The organism is Protofrankia sp. BMG5.30 (assembly GCF_001983005.1).
Taxonomy (GTDB): domain Bacteria; phylum Actinomycetota; class Actinomycetes; order Frankiales; family Frankiaceae; genus Protofrankia; species Protofrankia coriariae.
In genome coordinates this window covers 91652-109139 of record NZ_MOME01000025.1, presented here as the reverse complement: position 1 = coordinate 109139, position 17488 = coordinate 91652, and the positions used below count along the sequence as shown (strand labels likewise).

Sequence of the window (17488 nt, the reverse complement as noted above, 5' to 3'; positions counted from 1 at the left end):
CAATCGTCGCATGTTTCCCATTTGTAACTATAGGTAATAATTTGCTATATGCACCGATCGGAGCCGGCCTCGTCGCCGGGTGTGCCGCCTCCTCGTGACCGTGCTGAGGCTCCCGTGACGGCCTCCGCTACGTTCCGCCGCGCTCCGTTGCGTCCCACGCGTCACGTCGATGACGAACGACCGGACGATGGCGGCACCATGCAATCTATTATCTCCTGCAAATCTCTTGCAGGAGGCGGTGGGGATGGTTAACGTCCGCAGGCGCATCCACCCCCGTCGGCGCTGCCGGGGCCCTCCGCCAGGAAGGATTCCGCCATGGCCGCCCAGGTCGACACCTCGCCCACGGCACGGTTCACCCGCATCCGCCGGGCGCTCGGCCCACGGGAGTGGGCGAGCGTGGCCGGCATGGCCGGCGTCATCATCGGGCTGCATGTGATCGGCTGGTTCGCTCTGATCGCGATCGTCGCCCCGCGGCACTACCACTTCGGCGCCGACGGCCAGGTGTTCGGCATCGGCCTCGGGGTCACCGCCTACACCCTGGGGCTGCGCCACGCCTTCGACGCCGACCACATCGCCGCGATCGACAACACCACCCGCAAGCTGATGACCGACGGCCAGCGGCCGCTGTCGGTCGGGTTCTTCTTCTCCCTCGGCCACTCCACGATCGTCTTCGCGCTGGCGTTCCTGTTCGGCATCGGGATACGTTCGCTGGCCGGGCAGGTCGAGGACGRCGGCTCCACCCTGCACGCCGTCACCGGCTGGATCGGCACCACCGTCTCCGGTGGCTTCCTCTACCTCATCGCCGCGATCAACTTCGGCGTCCTGCTCGGGATCCTGAGGGTGTTCCGGGAGATGCGGCGCGGGCGGTACGACGAGGCCGCCCTCGAGGAGCAGCTGAACTCCCGCGGCCTGATGAACCGGCTGCTCGGCCGCGTCACCAGGGCGATCACCAGGCCGTGGCAGATGTACCCGCTGGGCGTCCTGTTCGGTCTCGGCTTCGACACCGCCACCGAGGTCGCGCTGCTGTTCCTGGCCGCCGGGGCCGCCGGGGCCGGGCTGCCCTGGTACGCCATCCTCGTGCTGCCGATCCTGTTCGCCGCGGGCATGAGCCTGCTGGACACGATCGACGGGTCGTTCATGAACTTCGCCTACGGCTGGGCGTTCTCCAGGCCCGTCCGCAAGGTCTACTACAACATTATGATCACCGGGCTGTCGGTCGCGGTCGCCTTCCTCATCGGCACCGTGGAACTGCTCGGCATCCTCGCCGAGAAGGCGAGCCTCACCGGCGGTTTCTGGGACTGGGTCAGCGGCCTGGACCTCAACCTGCTCGGCTACTTCGTCGTCGCCCTGTTCGTCCTCACCTGGGCGGTTGCGCTGCTGGTGTGGAAGTACGGGCGCATCGAGGAGAAGTGGTCCGCCGACGGCGGTGAGCACGCCCGACAGGCCGAGCCCGCGGGCTGACCTTGGCCGGCCGCGCGCCCGGCACGCCCGCCGTCCCGGCAACGGCTGAGCCTGCCCGCATCCGCGCACGCGCCCGCCGGCCGGGCGGGCTCGACGAGTGGCTCGGCGGGCAGGTTCGGCAGCTGGGCGCGGCAGCTGGGCGCGGCGGGCAGGTCATCCCGCAGCCGGACGGACTTCATCCCAGAGGGTGATGCGGGCCACGCTCTCCCGGAATATCGTCTTCGGCTGTGTAAAGAATGATTTCGGCGGACGAGGATCTGTTCCGTGCAGGGCGAACGTGCGGGGTACCGCGGGCGGACGACGTGGAGGACCGGGTGGTCAGGGCGTTTGTGGTCGTCGGTGTGACGCGACGGGTCCAGTCGGCGGAGGCCTGTTCGTCCGGGCGGCCGGCCGGCTCGTGTCGACCCCGGCCGGAACGCGTCGGCCGGGTCCTGCCGGCTGCTGTGGCGGGCTGTTGTTATCTGTTCCCCCGGGTGGGCTGACATTTCCCGGGAAGGCTGGTGCTTCCCGGGAAGGTTGATATTTCGGAGTCCTGAAGTTTTGTTCCGGCTTTGCGAAGGCTCGTGCAAGGACAAGGAGAAATCGTGGCGCACTACAATTTCGGGATCAAGTGGCTGAAGGCGTTCCGGGAGAGCGCTGAGGCAGTCTCCAAGCTCTACGCCGACGACGGTTTCATCTTCGAAGACGTGATGCTTGACCAGTACAACATCAACAACAAGCCGGACCTGCACCGCGTTTTCGGCCCGTACGCGAACAAGGACCCGGAGAACGGCATCGGCATCCACAACTTCCGGATTCGTTCCTACATCGGCGACGAGCGGGTGGGTCTGCTCCGCTGGGAGTGGAGCCCCGAGCACGCCGCGGTCTTCCTCGGCCTGGACGTCGCGGGCAAGCCGTTCGGTACCCAGGGCCACACCTTCCACATCTACAACGAGCAGGGCCTGATCACCCGCGAGTCCTCCTGGTGGGACGCGTCCGCGGTGCTGCGTGCGGTCGGGCCCGTCAGCCCCACCAAGAGCCTGACCGGCACCAAGCCCGCCGTGGTGAAGACCTCCGGCGGCGCCMCCTTCACCCGGGCGGCCAGTGGCCTGGAGCACGCCCAGCGGTGGGCCGCCGCCCTCGGCAGCGACACGGCCGCCCTGRCCGACCTGTACGCCGACTACTTCACCGTCGAGTGGACCAAGGTCGACGACCACCTCGACGACACGGTCACCGACCGCGAGACCCTCGTGGAGCGGCTGGGCGGGATCGCCAGCGGGGAGAACGGCACCTACACCTTCACCCCCACCGCGTGGTTCGGCGGGGCCAACGACAGCTACGGCCTCATCCACTGGAACGTCCGGATCGAGGGGGCCACGACCTACCGCGGCCTGCCCACCAGCGGCAAGACGCTGGAGACCGTCGGCTCGACGTTCCACCAGTTCGACTCCGAGGGAAAGATCATCCTTGAGTCGACCTACTGGGAGGACAACACCGTCTTCGAGGCGCTCGGTGTGCCGGTCGTCCGGCCGCACTACTGGGACGAGAACTTCGATCCGGCCAGCCTGCTGCCCGGATAGCACGGGGTCCGAACACACACCCGGTCGCTGATCGCGACGGGATGCGAGCGGGACCTGCGGCGGCGGTGCCAAGCGGGGATTCGAGATCCGGTGACAGAGCCGGTCCGGATACCAGCGCAGCCCGCCGCCTGTTCGCGTGCGCGCACAGTTCGCGGGCCGCGGCCCCGGACGTCCCCGTCCAGGGCGTGTCCGACGGATGGTGGTCGACAGCCGATGTGGACGCCGCCCGCGCGGTCGAACATCCGCCAGGCACATCCTGACGCCCTGCTCACGCCTGAAAGCCCTATTTGTACGTCGGGTGCGTCGGCTGCTCGGTCCAGATGGTCTTGCCCAGGCGGCTGTAGCGGCTGCCCCACCGTCGGGTCATCTGGGCCACCAGGAACAGGCCACGGCCGCCCTCGTCGGTGCTGCGGGCATAGCACAGCCGCGGCTGGGTGAAGCTGGCGTCCGAGACCTCGCAGACGAGCAGGTCGTCGCGGATCAGCCGGACCCTGATCGGGCCCTGCGCGTACCGGATGGCGTTGGTGATCAGCTCGCTGACGACCAGTTCCGTGCTGAAGGACAGGGTGTCCAGGCCCCAGGCGGCCAGCTGCCGGGTCGTGAGGTTGCGGACCTCGGCGACCACGGACGCGTCGGCGGGAAACTCCCACTCGACGACGGCCTCGGGCACCACGGTACGGGTACGGGCGAGCAGCATGACGATGTCGTCCGCGGGCGGGGCCGAGGAGACGTCGCCGAGGAGCTCCCGGCCGATGTCGTCCAGAGACCGTTCGATTTCGTAGAGTGATTCCAGACGCTCGTGGAGCCAGTCCATTCCCTGGGTGACGTCGCGGTCGTGCCGGTTGAGCAGGCCGTCGGTGTACAGGGCGAGAACGCTGCCGGGCGCCAGCGCGATCTCGGTGACCTCGAAGGGCATCCCGCCCACGCCGAGCGGCGGCCCGGGGGTGACGTCGACGAAGTCGACCTTGCCCTCCGGCGTCACCACGGCCGGCGGCGGGTGCCCGGCGCTGGCGATCGCGCAGCGGCCGGCGACCGGGTCGTACACCGCGTAGACGCAGGTCGCGCCCACCGTGTCCCGCCGGGCCGGGTCGGCCTCACTGGCGAGACGCTGCACGAGGTCGTCGAGGTGGGCGAGCAGCTCGCCGGGCTCGAGGTCGAGATCGGCCAGGGTCTGCACGGCGGTGCGCAGCCGTCCCATGGTGGCGCTGGCGGGCAGGCCGTGCCCGATGACGTCACCGACGACGAAGGCCACCCGCAGTGAGGACAGCGGGATGACGTCGTACCAGTCGCCGCCCACCTGGCGGCCGCGGTCGGCCGGGACGTACCTGCCGGCGGTCTCGGCCGCGGTGGTGTCGGTCCTCGCCTGGGGCAGCAGGGCCCGCTGCAGCGCGATGGCCGCGCGGCGCTCGCGGGTGTACCGGCGGGCGTTGTCGATGCTCAGCTCGGCACGGGAGGCGATCTCCCGCAGCAGCTTGCGGTCGTCCCGGTCGAAGACCGGGGTCGAACCGGTCCGCCACACGCTGACGATCCCGAACAGCAGGCCGCGGACGTACAGGGGTGCGCTCATCCCCGAATGTGCGTCCAGCGGGATCATCGCGTCCGTGAAATCGCCCGCGTAGGGAACGACCTCCGCCCGGTTGGTGGCCATCAGAACCTTGCCGCGCTGCAGGCTGCGGATTTCAAACCCGTCCGGGAACGGTGGGACCGGCATGCCCGTCCGGATGAATCCGGGATGCCAGGAACCATGGTGACGGACCGCGGCGACACGCCGCAGGCGCAGCTGCCCACCGCCGAATGTTTTCGGCGGCTCGTCGCCGGCCCGCACGGCGTCACTGAGATCGACCGTGGCCACATCGCCGAGGGCGGGGACGAGGACCTCGGCCAGGTCCTGGGCCGTGTGGTCGACGTCCAGTGAGCGGCCGATGCGTTTGGCAGCCGCATAGAGCAGATACAGATCGTGCGGGTTCTGCTGCTGTCCGGTCATTATCAGATCCATGGCACATTCCAGCTACGTCGCATGAAACACGATCCCGATGCCAGGCCTCCGTATCGTGGTGAAGGAGCACACGCCCGGCTCATGGGGCGACGCCGCAGAATACCATCCGATATGGTTTCCCGGCCGATTCACCGGCGGCTCCCACCGGGATATTCCCAGCTGTCCGAACCGAGCGGTCACGCGGCCGGAGGCGCAGCGCGCAACGCGGCCGGGGGCGTGTCCTGCGTGTACGTCCGGTACGCACGGGGGCTCCTTCGGATCGGTCGACCGGGACCGGGGTCGGTGCTTGGTCGGCGGTGCCGCCCGTTCGGCCCGCTCGGTGGCCAGAAGAGCGGGTAACCGCCCATCGGGATCCTTCCCGGGCCTGCTGGAGCGGGGCGCTGGAGCGGGCGGAAGCGGGTGGAAAACAGAGGTTCGTCGACGGGTCGGGGTCGGACTGCCGTAATCCTAGCGATGTATGGTTTTTGTCGTCTGCGGGCGGCTGTGCTCCTCCTGCTCGCTGTCCGCCCCCGGTCAGCCCGGGTAGCGGTCAGGTCTGACTGTCAAACGGCCGGTGGGCGGTAGTGTCCGGTACATGCCCCCATCCCGGCCCACTTCCCGGGCAGCCGCCGCCGACGGCGCCGAACCCACGCGGCAGAGCGCGGGCCCGGGCGCTGGTGCCACGGCGGCACCGGGCCCGGCGGCCCGCGGCGGCCAGCGCACCCACCGGGAGCGCACCCTGGACAGCCGCCAGCGCATCCTCGACGCGACGGTCGACTGCCTGGTGCGGTACGGGTACGCCGGCACCACCACCCTGGTGATCCAGGCGGAGGCCGGGGTGTCCCGGGGTCGGCTGCTGCACCACTTCCCGTCCCGGGAGGTGCTGCTGGTCGCGGCCACCCAGCACCTCGTGACGACCCGGCTGACCACCACCTGGGAGCACTTCGGCAAGCTGCTGGACGAACTGCCCGACGGCGCCGCCCGCCTCGACCGGGCCGTGGAGATGATGTGGTTCACCTTCCACCAGCCGTACTTCTGGGCGGCGATGGAACTGTGGACGGCGGCCCGCACCAACGAGGCCCTGCGGGAGGCRCTGGCCCCCGCCGAGCGCCGGCTGGGGGCGGCGATCCGCACCGCCGCCGAGGGAGCGTTCGGCCCGGCGCTGGCGTCCCGGGAGACCTTCCCGCAGGTGCGGGAGCTGCTGATGACGAGCATGCGCGGGGCCGCGATGACCTACGGGTTCGATCCGCGCACGGCGGCGAGCGACCCGCATCTGCCCCAGTGGAAGCAGATGGCTCGCCAACTGCTCGGCCTGTGAGGCCTCCGGCGACCTGCCCGGTCGGGTACCAGGACCCGGTTGGCCGGGTCACGGCTGCGGCGGTCCGGCCGGACGGCTGGCCCGTGCGAAAGGGGAGGGCGGGCTCCTTTCCGGATCGGCCGTCTTTTCCGTCCTTTCCCTTTCCGGCTTTTCCAGCGGCCGGCGGCGGACGGCGAGTGTGTCCGGCGCGCTGTCAGCGGGGGTGAGCCGGGCCACCGCCTCGGTGAGCTCCTGGCAGACCCGCACGATCCGCTGATGCGTCCGGTTCCGTTCGGTGACCAGCGCCGACAGGGACAGCGCGATCAACGCGGTGGTCCCGTTGAAGGCCTGCAGGGTAAGCATCCGGGTGGACAGCTCGTGGCCGCGGAACGGGCCGGCGTCGTCCGCCGCCGCGGAAATCGTGATTACGGAGACGAGCAGCGCGCACGGCGCGGCGCCGGCCAGCTGGAAACGGAACGCCGCCCAGATCAGGACCGGGGAGACGATGAAGAGCAGGCTGACGGTGCCTCTCGTCGCCACCAGCGTGACCACGGCCGTGACCGTCAGCATCGCCCCGGCCTCAAACCATCGGAGCCATCGGTGCGGGCCCGCGCCCCGCGGGCACCGGATCCGGCGCAGGACGAGCAGGAAGGGCACGACGACGAGGACGCCCATGGCATCGCCGGTCCACCACACCGACCACGTCGACCAGAACGCGTCCGTCGGTACGGCACCGGCGAGCGTGAGAACTCCGGTGCCCCCGGTGGCGCTGACCAGCATTCCGGCCAGGGCGCCGAGGAACACCAGCGCCAGGGCGTCGCGCAGCCGGTCCAGCTCCGGCCGGAAACCGCTACGGCGAAGAAGCAGACAGGCTGTGACGGGGGCCAGCGTGTTTCCCACGGAGATACCAAGGGCCACCAGCACGGACGAGCCGAGCGACAGGTTGACGAGGAAGGCCCCCAACGCCACCCCCGGCCACATGCGCAGGCCCAGCAGCAGCAGACAGACCACGGCGATACCGGTCGGCGGCCACAGCGGCGTGACCTGTCTGTGCGCCAGCTCCAGCAGCAGCCCCGCCCTGGCGGCGGCGTAGTAGGACGCCGTGATCGCACAGGTGCGCAGGGTGAAGGCAACGCACAGGGCGATAACACGTTGGGCGGAGACACAGTGAGTGATGACGCGTCGCGGGACGATGCGCCCGGAGACGGTGCGTTGCCGAAGGCGCCGGTGAAGACCCTGACGGAGCCACTGCCGGAGTCGTTCGTCGACCGCCATGGTTGTTACGACGCTACCCGGTGCTTTGTGTGAACGAGATCACATGGGTGTGAGCGAGGTCACATCGTCACCCGCGGCCGGCACGGTGCCAGGGCCGCCTGCCGCGGGCCGCGGGCCTGCTCGTCGTGGCGCAGGACGAGCACCGCGGCGTCGTCGCAGTGGCCGGTCAGGTCCGCGACGTCGATCACTTTGGTGGCCAGGACGTCCGGGTCGGCCTCRCAGCCGCCGCGGACGACGTGCACCACCCGCTCCAGCCCCCGCTCGAGCGGGAAGGCCGGCCCCTCCACGACCCCGTCGGTCAGCAGGACGAAGGCTCCTGTCCCGGTCAGCAGGCGGCGGGTCACCGGATACCGCTGGGCGGGGAACATCCCCAGCGGCAGACCACCGTCGTCCAGCACCGTCTCGCACCTGCCGTCGGCGGTGGCCCAGACCGCCGGGACATGGCCGGCGCGCGCATCCGCCAGCTCGCCGGACGCCGGGTCGAAGCGCAGGAAGGTGCACGTCACGAACAGGCCGGAGCCCAGCGACACCAACAGGTCGTTGATCCGGGCGAGGACCTCTCCCGGATCGGTGGTGACACCAGTGACGGCGCGCAGCCCGATGCGAACCTGACCCACGAAGGCGGCGGCCTCCACGTCATGGCCCTGCACGTCACCGATGACGATGCCGACCGTCCCACCCGGCATCATGAAGGCGTCGTACCAGTCGCCGCCGACGTCCAGCCCGGGACGGGCCGGGACGTAGCACGCCGCGGTCCGCAGCCCCGGCACCACCGGCAGCTCGACCGGCAGGATGTGGCGCTGGAGCGCCATGGCCAGCTCCACCCGGACCTGCTGGAGTTTGATCCGCTCGAGCACCTCGCCGGCGAGCTGCACCAGGGTCTGCGACAGCTCGTCGTCCCCTGGTTCAGGGCTGAAGTGACGCCGAGGTGCCATACCCGCTCCGGGAAGTCGGTTCGACCGTAGGTCATGGTAACCGTCCCACAACATGTCGGCCTTTTCGGAGCATGCCTTCTTCGGCACAGGCCTGCCCGGTACGCCCTCCCGTGGCAGCCCGATGGCAGCCGCTGGCAGGGCGGGGGGCGCCTCCCGCTCCCGGTGCGCTGCCGGATTCTCCGGGCCGCCCGTTCCCCGGGCCGCGTGCTCGTCCCCGGCCCGCGGGTCAGCCGGCCGCGGTGACGGCCGCCTCGACGATCGTGAAGACCGCGTCCGGGTGCAGTGAGCTGCGGGAGCCATCGGGACGCCTGGGCGCCCCGCCGATCGAGCTGCCCCCGCCCCAGCCAGGCTCCCGCGCGGCGAGCGCGCCAAGGATCGTCCCCGGCGCCTCGGCCGGCCCGACCGGGAAGCCGTCCACCAGGTCGCTGCGCCGTCCCACGGTGTACGCGGTCGAGCCGTCGGGCAACGGCCGCCACATCACCGCCCGGGCATGCCCCGCCTCGTACACCCGGTCGAAGGCGTCGGTGTCGCTGGTCGCCATCACCCATCCCGTCCCGACATGGGTGATCCGGAACGACGCCGCCGGCCGCCGCCGGCCGGCCGGATCATCCGCATCGGCCTGGCCACCCGCCCGGACCGGATCACTCGTGTCGGCCGGATCGCCCAGGCCGGTGTGATCGCCCGGTTCGGTGCCGGCGAGACCGCGGGTCAGCTCGGCGATCGCCGCCACGCAGCGGCCGAGGTCGGCGGCCATCCGCGCGGCGTTGCCCCTGCCGGCGTCGGCTCGGGAGGGCAGGGGCACCCGGGCGGCGAACGCGGCGAGCAGGCCCGGTTCGGCCACCGGGTAGGCGGGGCCGTGCGCGTCCCGCCCGGCGACCGCCTCGACCAGCCGCCGCACCGGCCCGCGCACTGGCGAGGCCGCCGCCAGCCAGCCCGGGTGGGCCAGCAGCGCCACGGCCAGCGCGGTGTCCGCGTCGAGATCGTTGACATAGGCGGTGTAACGCCGGGGCTCCAGCCCGAGCAGCAGCGCGTCGGCGACCTGTCGGCAGGTCGCCGTGGTCACCAGCCGGATGCAGGCGCCGTGGTGGTCGAAACTCAGCCGGCGGGCGCTCAGGTCGAGAGCCGGGCCCTGCACGACCCCGTCCAGCGCGATGCTGTACGGCGGCAGCTCGCGCAGGTCGACGGTACGGCCGGGGACGACGACCACTGACAGGTCACCGATGAGCACCCGCTGCTCACCATCCCCCATCACATCCCCTATCACAGCACCCATCGTGATGCCCACTGCCRCACCCGGCACGGCGCCCGTCGTCGCCGTGCCGTCCCGGTGGCCCGTGTCATCCGTGCCGCTGCTCATGCCCCGCTCCCTGGCCGCCGGCGCGGCCCGCGCCATCCGCCCGGCCGCTTCCCCATCCCCGGATCCTGACGGACCACGGTGCTGGCGGTGGCCCGGACGGCCGGCCGCACCCGGGAGGCCGCGCGCCTGGGAGAGGTTCGGAAAACAACGGCTGGGAGACAGCAACCTGGGAGACAACAACATGGATATGACGGTTGGGAGACGAYGGCCGGCCGGGTGACGACGGCCGGGCGGCCGAAACCTTCCGCGCCGTCCTCTGTTGACCTGAAGTGCGGTTGAAGTTGCAGGCTGCTGTCATGCCTTTCCCGACATGCCCCGCGGCGGCGTCGGAGGCGCTCGCCGTGCCGACCGGCGGCCCGCCATGGCGTGATCGCCCGCCGGCGCGCGGCGTCCGCGTCCGCCCACCGCGACAGCCGGGAGAACAGGTGCGGCATCGCACAGGCGAACGGAACGGAACAGGAGGGACGCTGGCATGACCGTACAGCTCAACCACACCATCGTGGCGGCGCACGACAGGAGTGCGTCGGCCGCCTTCCTCGCCGACATCCTCGGGCTGGCGGCCCCAGTCCCGTTCGGGCACTTCCTCGTGGTCACGGCCGACAACGGCGTGAGCCTCGACTTCGCCGAGACGAAGGGCGCGGTCACCCCGCAGCACTACGCCTTCCTCATCGGTGAGACGGAGTTCGACGAGATCTTCGGGCGGATCCGCGAGCGCGGCATCCGCTACTGGGCCGACCCGGGCCGCAGCCGGCCGGGAGAGATCAACCACGGCAGCGGTGGGCGCGGGGTCTACTTCCAGGATCCGGACGGCCACCTGCTGGAGATCCTCACCCGTCCCTACGGCAGCGCGACCTGACGGCCCGGCCGCGCCAGCGGCAGGCGGAGAACGGGCGGAGCGGCTGGCCGGCCGCCGACTGCCGACCGCCGTGGAAGTTCTGTCTCGGGCCGGTCCCCAGCGGTATCGTCCGGTCAGTCGTGACTGTTATTGCGGACCGGACTGGGGAGAGCAATGCGGATCGGCATGACGCTGAGTTACAGCAGTGGTTTCACGGAGGCCGTCGCCGAGCTCGAGGATTTCGAGAAGGCCGGGCTCGACATCGTCTCGGTCGCCGAGGCGTACACCTTTGACGCGGTCAGCCAGCTCGGCTTCATCGCGGCGCGGACCAGCCGGCTGGAGATCGCCTCCGCCATCCTGCAGCTCTACACCCGTACCCCGACGCTGACCGCGATGACCGCCGCGGGCCTGGACTTCGTCTCCGGGGGGCGGTTCTGGCTCGGGCTCGGCGCGTCCGGGCCACAGGTGATCGAGGGCTTCCACGGTGTCCTCTACGACGCGCCGCTGGGCCGCACCCGCGAGGTGATAGACATCTGCCGCCAGGTATGGCGGCGGGAACCCGTGGTGTACAAGGGCAGGTACTACCAGGTCCCGCTGCCAGAAGGCCAGGGCAGCGGACTCGGCAAGCCGTTGAAGATCATAAATCGTCCGCTCCGACCCCGGATCCCGATCGTTCTGGCCGCGATCGGCCCGCGTAACGTGGCGCTGGCCGCCGAGATCGCGGAGGGATGGCTGCCGGTGTTCTTCCATCCGGACAGGGCCGACAACGCGTGGGGGAGCGCCCTGCGGGAGGGCTATGCCAGGCGCGACCCCGAGCTCGGCCCGCTGGACATCACCGCCAGCGTGTTCCTCGCCATCGGCGAGGGCTACCAGGACGATCCGCGGCTGCTGCAGCCATACCGCGCCCAGCTGGCCCTCTACATCGGCGGCATGGGCGCGAAGGGCCGGAACTTCTACAACGACCTGGCCCGCCGGTACGGGTACGAGCAGGCCGCCGACGTCATCCAGGAGCTCTACCTTGCCGGGCGCAAGGACGAGGCGGCGGCCGCCATCCCGGACGACCTGGTCCGGGACACCTCGCTGGTGGGCCCGCCCGGGTACGTCAGGGAGCGGGTTGCCGCCTTTGCCGAAGCCGGCGTCACAACCCTGCACGTGACGCCGCTGGCGACCGCGCACGCCGAGCGTGTGCAGGCCGTCGAACAGCTACGCGCGATCATCGACTGATCGTCGACCAGGACGGACCGGGCGGCGGGCGGGGCCGCGGGAGGCGTGACACGCCGGTGGGCGTGAGCTCCGGGAGGAGCCCACGCCCACCTCGCCCGCGGGGCTGGTCGGCCTCGCGTTCTCGCGTTGTGCCGGCGCCGGGGGGTCAGCCTCGGAGCAGGTGGCGGGCTATGACTATGCGCAGGATCTGGTTGGTGCCCTCGTAGATCTGAGTGATCTTGGCGTCGCGCAGCATCCGTTCCACCGGGAAGTCCCGGGTGTACCCGGCACCACCGAACAGCTGCACGACGTCGACGGTCACCGACATCGCCACGTCCGAGGCGAACGTCTTGGCCGCCGCGGAGCGGAAGCCCGCCTCCGGCCCACCGCGCTCGCTGGTCGCCGCCGAGGCGTACACCAGATGCCGCGCGGCCTCAATCTTCAGCGCCAGCTCGGCCAGGATGAACTGGATGCCCTGGAAGTCCCCGATGCGCTGCCCGAACTGCCGGCGTTCGCGCACGTAGTCCACGGCCGCGTCCAGCGCGCCCTGCGCGATCCCCAGCGCCTGCGCCGCGATCGTCGGACGGGTGTGGTCCAGGGTGGCCAGYGCCGTCTTCAGGCCGGTTCCCGGCTCGCCGATGATCCGGTTCGCCGGGATCGTGCAGTTCTCGAAATGGATCTCCCGGGTCGGCGACCCCTTGATCCCCAGCTTCCGCTCCTTGTGGCCCACCGAGAAGCCCGGGTCGTCCCGGTGCACCACGAACGCCGAGATACCCCGCGAGGGCTTGTCCGCGTTCGGGTTGCTCACCGCCATCACCGTGTACCAGGTCGACTCCCCGGCGTTGGTGATCCAGGCCTTCGTGCCGTTGAGCACCCAGTGGTCCCCGTCCAGCTGGGCGCGGGTGCGCATCGACGCGGTGTCCGAGCCCGCCTCCCGTTCGGAGAGGGCGTACGAGATCCCGGCGCCGGCCGCGATCTCGCTCAGCACCGTCCGCTTGAGCTCCTCGTCGGCGGACAGGATGATCGGCTGCGAGCCCAGCTTGTTCACCGCCGGGATCAGCGACGAGGACGCGCACACCCGCGCGACCTCCTCGATCACGATGCACGCCGACACCGCGTCCGCGCCCTGGCCGCCGTAGGACTCCGGGATGTGCACCGCGTGGAAATCCGCCTTCACCAGGGCGTCGCGGGCCTCCGCTGGAAACCGTTCGGCTTCGTCCACCTCCGCCGCGTACGGTGCGATCTCCTTCTCCGCCAGTGCGCGTACGGCCGCGCGCAGCGCGTCGTGTTCCTCACCGAGCTGGTAAAGCCCGAAGCCCTGGCTCATCCCCGACTCCTTTCCAGAAGATCAACTTTGATAGTCGTAGAAGCCACGGTTGGACTTCTTGCCCAGCAGCCCCGCGTCGACCATCCGTAGCAGTAGGGGCGGGGCGGTGTAAAGAGGCTCCTTGAACTCCTCGTACATCGACTCCGCCACCGCCTTCAYGGTGTCCAGGCCGATCAGATCCGCCAGCCGCAGCGGACCCATCGGATGGGAGCACCCGTGCACCATGCCGTTGTCGATGTCCTCCACCGACGCGAAGCCCGACTCCATCATCCGGATCGCCGACAGCAGGTACGGGATCRACAGTGCGTTGACCACGAAGCCCGCCCTGTCCTGCGAACGAATCACCGTTTTGCCCAGCGTCCCGGTGGCGAAGTCCGTCGCGGCCGCCAGGGTCTCCTCGGAGGTCAGCAGCGACGGGATCAGCTCCACCAGCTTCAGCACCGGTACCGGGTTGAAGAAGTGCAGGCCCACTACGTACGCGGGCCGGGTCGTGGCCATACCCAGCTTCATGATCGGAATTGACGAGGTGTTCGACGCCAGAATCGCGTCGGGCGCGGCCACCACCTTGTCCAGCGCCGTGAACACCTCCAGCTTGGCCTGCTCGTTCTCCGCGATGGCCTCGACCACCAGGTCCCGGTCGGCGAACTCGTCCAGGTTGGTGGTGTAGCGCAGCCGGCTCAGCGCAGCGTCACGCTCCTGCTCGCTCAGCTTCTGGCCCCGGACCGCGCGCTCGAACGACTTCTCGATCCGCCGCGCTCCCGTCTCAAGCGCGAGCTGGTTCACCTCGGTCACCACAACGTCCAGTCCTGCCCGGGCGCTGACCTCGGCGATGCCGGACCCCATCAGCCCGGCACCCACAATCCCCACCCGCYGGATCCCACTCATGTCCAGTTCTCCTCGTCCTGGCCCGGTGGGCCGTCACTGCTCGTATCGGTCCATGGGCGCTGATCCCACACCGGCTCGCTATCTTTCCGGATTTTGTCGGCGGATGAGAGCTTCAGCGTCGCGTGCGAGAGATATTTTGACATCCGTCTATCGGATGTACAAGCTTCCTGCCGTCGATACGGTACCCATCACCACCCATCACTCTGGGTCGGGTGGTCGGCTCCGGCCAGAGGCATCCGGTGATCTTTACAGGTAATCCCGGAGGCGGACGGTGAGCCGCGGAGACATCCGGACAGTACTGTCCGTTACGCCGCTTCGTGGGCAGGCTCCGCCGGCCGCTGATGCCGAGGGCGGACGGGGGCGGTCGGCCGTGCCGTCTCCTGGCCGGCTCCGGCGGTGGGCGTCCGCGTCCAGCGGAATTCGGTGGAATCCTGCCGTATTCAGATTTATGCGACACGACATGGCGGAATCCGGTGATATCCGGCGGGATTTCGTGTGATCGGTATGAATTTCCGTGGCGTGTGTACGTCAAGTTTTCGAGCACTTGCTGTAGTGGTTATGTTACGGACGGTTCGACGAGTGGGCGGGGCAGAGGCGGCAGGCGGGGCATCCGGCAGGCGGGATCCGCGGTGGTCCGTCCGGGGCAGCCGGCCGCGGGCAGGGCCGGTCGGCGGCAGAGAGCGGCGGCGCGCAAGCGGCTGCCGCGCCGCGCCCGGGAACCGCCGGAAAGCGCCCGGGAGGCCTACCGGAACGGGCGGGCCGGAACGGGCGGGGGAGCAGTGGTGAGGGGACAGCGGTGAAGCGGAACAGCATGGCCATACGGACGGTGACGGCCGCCGCCGCTGGGGTGCTCGCGGTGGCGCTGTCCGCCGGCGCGTGCGGGGGAGGGCTCTCCGGCGGCCGGCGCGCCCAGTACGCCATTGGCTTCCAGGGGCCGCTGTCCGGCGCCGACCAGCAGTTCGGCCTCGACGCGGCCAACGGCGCCCGGACAGCGGTCGAACAGGCCAACAGAAGCGGGCGGCTCCCGTTCACCCTCCGCCTGGTGACGGCCGACGACTCCGGCAGCGCCCGGCAGGCGCCCAGCGCCGCCCAGACGCTCATCGACAATCCGGACGTCATCGCCGTGGTCGGGCCGCTGTCCTCGGACGCCGTCAGGGCGAGCGAAGCGCTCTACAGCCAGGCCGGTCTGCTGTCGGTGAGCCCGGCGGCGACGGATCCGCGGCTGACCGGGCTCGGCTTCGTCAGCTTCTACCGCATGGCCGCCTCCGACACCGTCCAGGGCACCGCCACCGCCGATTACGTCGCGAAGGCGCTCAAATCCCGGAAGGTGTTCTCCCTGGACGACGGGAGCGCATACGGCACGGCACTGTCCGGCGCGTTCGAGAAGGAGTTGCGGACCCAGGGGGTGGCCGTCACGCACGATACCGTCGGGCCCACCAGGGACTACACTGTCGAGGCTGCGAAAATAATATCCGGGAATCCGGACACGGTGTTCTACGCCGGTTATCACCAGGAATTCGCGCCGCTGACCGGGGCGCTGCGCGCCGGAGGGTTCAGCGGAGCCGTCATGAGTGGCGACGGGGCGACCGGCGACCGGTTCGTCACCGAGGCGGGTGCGGCGAGCGCCGAGGGCGCCTACCTGATCGGCCCGTGCGGCGACCCCGTCGGCGACCCGCGGGCCGCCGGCTTCGTCGCGGACTACGAGCGGGTCACCGGCGGCGTGAAACCGGGCACCTGCTCCGGGGAGGCGTACGACGCGACGAGCGCGGTCGTCGAGGCGCTGCGCGCGCTCGGGCCGGAGGCCGGCCGGGATGCGGTGACGCAGACGTTCGCCTCGGTCGACATCCAGGGCGTCACCAGGCGGGTCGCCTTCGCTCCGAACGGTGACATCGCCGACACCGTCGTGTACGTCTACCAGGTCCGCAGCGGCCGGCGGAACCTGCTCGGAACCACCGCGGCGCTGATCGGGCCCTGAGCCGAAGGTGCTGATCGGCCCCGAGCCGGCGGCGCTGGTCGAACTCCGGGCCGGACGGGTCACGTGCCCCGGCCGTCTGCCGGCGCGAAGGCCGCCGGGCCGCCCGCCGCGCCGGGCCACCCACCGCCGGGCGGCCGGACCGGCGCGGCCCCGCGGGATGGCCGTCGGCAGCGGACGGGGCGTGGGGAAGCGGACATCCGCACAACCGTGACCGCCGGCACCGCATGCCTGGCAGGTGCCACCGCCCCGCCGCGCCGACTATTCGAATCCGCAGGGTGCCGGTTGGCGGACAGCCAGCGAACAGTTATAAGCGGCAGATGAATGAGTGAAACCCGGGACGGCCTTTGGCGCCGTCCGCACCTTCCCCGTGTGCGGACGTTATCTACTCGTCCATCCCGGGTCCCACTGCCAGTGGACGCTAGGACCCAACCGCCGTCGGCGTCAATTCGCCAGGCGGAGCGCCCCCGCCTGTTGTTTGTGCACTGTGTTTTCCCGCGCTGATCAGCGGTTCTGTGGCGTTGTGGTGGTGTCTCGTTCCCGTCCGCCGGCCGGCGCGCAGCCCACCGCCGGGCCTTCCTGTCGCTCTTGTGTCACGTGGCGGCCGACACACGCGCCTGGGCACCGTCTCCGGYTCCGCTGTCTCCGGTGCCACTGTCTTCGGCGTTACTGCCTTCGGCGTTACTGTCTCCGGCCGCTGTCACCGTTGCCGGTCGATGCCGGGACGCTGCCACCGGCCGGTATCCGGTCGCGCAGCATGCAGGTCAGGCGGGACGTGCACACCAGGCGCCCGGAGTCATCGGTGATCCGGATGTCGAAGGTGGCCAGCGCCCGGCTGGCATGTGCCCGGGTCGCGACGCCGGTGACCGTCCCGGACGACGCCGCCCGGTGATGGGTGGCGTTGATCTCGATACCGACCGCCGCCCTGGTGGGACCGGCGTTCAGCATGGCGCCGATCGACCCGATCGTCTCGGCCAGCACCACCGAGGCGCCGCCGTGCAGCAGCCCGTACGGCTGTCGGTTGCCCGCCACGGGCATGGTCGCGACCACGCGCTCGGCGCTCGCCTCGACGATCGTGAGGCCCATGCGCTCGGCGAGCTCACCGCGCCGGGCATTGACCGCCTCCAGCACGGCCACCCGGTCGGAAGGGTCGGCGACGATGACGTGGTCATCGGCGCTGCCGTCGGCCGGACCGTGGCGGGTGGAGTCAGCGGAGCCGCGGTCGGGAGCCGTCACCGTGTGTGATAAGGCCGACGGGCCCGGCGCGATCCCTGATGGCGGGGCGCTCCGTGAAGTCTGCGAATCTGTCATATCAAAAACCTACATATCTCAACACCCACATACCGGCATACCGCGGGGCCGGCCGGCGGGCCGGCGAACCGTGACGGCGGCGCACCGGGCGCCGTG

13 protein-coding genes are annotated in these 17488 nt (G+C 70.5%); 6 read left to right on the top strand and 7 right to left on the bottom strand.

Features of this window, described 5'->3' with window-relative positions; translation table 11 throughout:
• Positions 1–315: 315 nt before the first annotated feature.
• On the top strand, positions 316–1461 hold the full coding sequence (locus BL254_RS15370) for a HoxN/HupN/NixA family nickel/cobalt transporter (protein WP_139342336.1): 1146 nt from the start codon (positions 316–318) through the stop codon (positions 1459–1461).
• A 584-nt stretch (positions 1462–2045) separates the two neighbouring features.
• A complete protein-coding gene (locus tag BL254_RS15365; RefSeq protein ID WP_076843712.1) occupies positions 2046–3020 on the top strand; it encodes a hypothetical protein in 975 nt (324 codons plus the stop codon).
• Between the two features lie 283 nt (positions 3021–3303).
• Here BL254_RS15365 and BL254_RS15360 read toward each other — a convergent pair whose 3' ends face one another.
• On the bottom strand, positions 3304–5004 hold the full coding sequence (locus tag BL254_RS15360; RefSeq protein ID WP_157180612.1) for a SpoIIE family protein phosphatase: 1701 nt from the start codon (positions 5002–5004) through the stop codon (positions 3304–3306).
• A gap of 586 nt (positions 5005–5590) precedes the next feature.
• Between BL254_RS15360 and BL254_RS15355 the strand changes: the two genes are divergently transcribed.
• Positions 5591–6313 carry a TetR/AcrR family transcriptional regulator gene (locus BL254_RS15355; RefSeq protein WP_083731120.1) on the top strand — a complete coding sequence of 241 codons (723 nt, stop codon included), beginning with the start codon at positions 5591–5593 and terminating at the stop codon, positions 6311–6313.
• A 48-nt stretch (positions 6314–6361) separates the two neighbouring features.
• Here BL254_RS15355 and BL254_RS15350 read toward each other — a convergent pair whose 3' ends face one another.
• From BL254_RS15350 to BL254_RS15340, 3 genes are all read right to left on the bottom strand, one after another.
• The gene (locus BL254_RS15350) at positions 6362–7567 is read right to left on the bottom strand and encodes an MASE1 domain-containing protein (protein WP_052914915.1); all 1206 of its coding nucleotides are present in this window, start codon (positions 7565–7567) and stop codon (positions 6362–6364) included.
• Positions 7568–7626: 59 nt separating this feature from the next.
• Positions 7627–8502, bottom strand: a complete 876-nt coding sequence (locus tag BL254_RS15345) for a PP2C family protein-serine/threonine phosphatase (RefSeq protein ID WP_047224797.1) — start codon at positions 8500–8502, stop codon at positions 7627–7629.
• A gap of 226 nt (positions 8503–8728) precedes the next feature.
• Positions 8729–9859 carry a hypothetical protein gene (locus BL254_RS15340; protein WP_139342335.1) on the bottom strand — a complete coding sequence of 377 codons (1131 nt, stop codon included), beginning with the start codon at positions 9857–9859 and terminating at the stop codon, positions 8729–8731.
• A gap of 472 nt (positions 9860–10331) precedes the next feature.
• Here BL254_RS15340 and BL254_RS15335 point away from each other — a divergent pair, with 472 nt between their 5' ends.
• Together BL254_RS15335 and BL254_RS15330 are read left to right on the top strand one after the other, a co-directional pair.
• Positions 10332–10715, top strand: a complete 384-nt coding sequence (locus BL254_RS15335) for a VOC family protein (RefSeq protein WP_013873475.1) — start codon at positions 10332–10334, stop codon at positions 10713–10715.
• A gap of 153 nt (positions 10716–10868) precedes the next feature.
• On the top strand, positions 10869–11918 hold the full coding sequence (locus tag BL254_RS15330; protein WP_047224794.1) for an LLM class F420-dependent oxidoreductase: 1050 nt from the start codon (positions 10869–10871) through the stop codon (positions 11916–11918).
• A gap of 145 nt (positions 11919–12063) precedes the next feature.
• Here BL254_RS15330 and BL254_RS15325 read toward each other — a convergent pair whose 3' ends face one another.
• Both BL254_RS15325 and BL254_RS15320 read right to left on the bottom strand, forming a co-directional pair.
• Entirely contained in the window at positions 12064–13224 is a 1161-nt protein-coding gene (locus BL254_RS15325; protein WP_047224793.1) for an acyl-CoA dehydrogenase family protein, read from the bottom strand.
• 21 nt (positions 13225–13245) lie between these two features.
• Positions 13246–14109: a 3-hydroxybutyryl-CoA dehydrogenase gene (locus BL254_RS15320; RefSeq protein ID WP_076843708.1), complete on the bottom strand. Its 864-nt coding sequence runs from the start codon at positions 14107–14109 to the stop codon at positions 13246–13248.
• 811 nt (positions 14110–14920) lie between these two features.
• Between BL254_RS15320 and BL254_RS15315 the strand changes: the two genes are divergently transcribed.
• Positions 14921–16084: a branched-chain amino acid ABC transporter substrate-binding protein gene (locus BL254_RS15315; protein ID WP_083731119.1), complete on the top strand. Its 1164-nt coding sequence runs from the start codon at positions 14921–14923 to the stop codon at positions 16082–16084.
• A gap of 678 nt (positions 16085–16762) precedes the next feature.
• Here BL254_RS15315 and BL254_RS15310 read toward each other — a convergent pair.
• Positions 16763–17317, bottom strand: a complete 555-nt coding sequence (locus tag BL254_RS15310) for a PaaI family thioesterase (protein WP_371390707.1) — start codon at positions 17315–17317, stop codon at positions 16763–16765.
• Between the last annotated feature and the right edge of the window lie 171 nt (positions 17318–17488).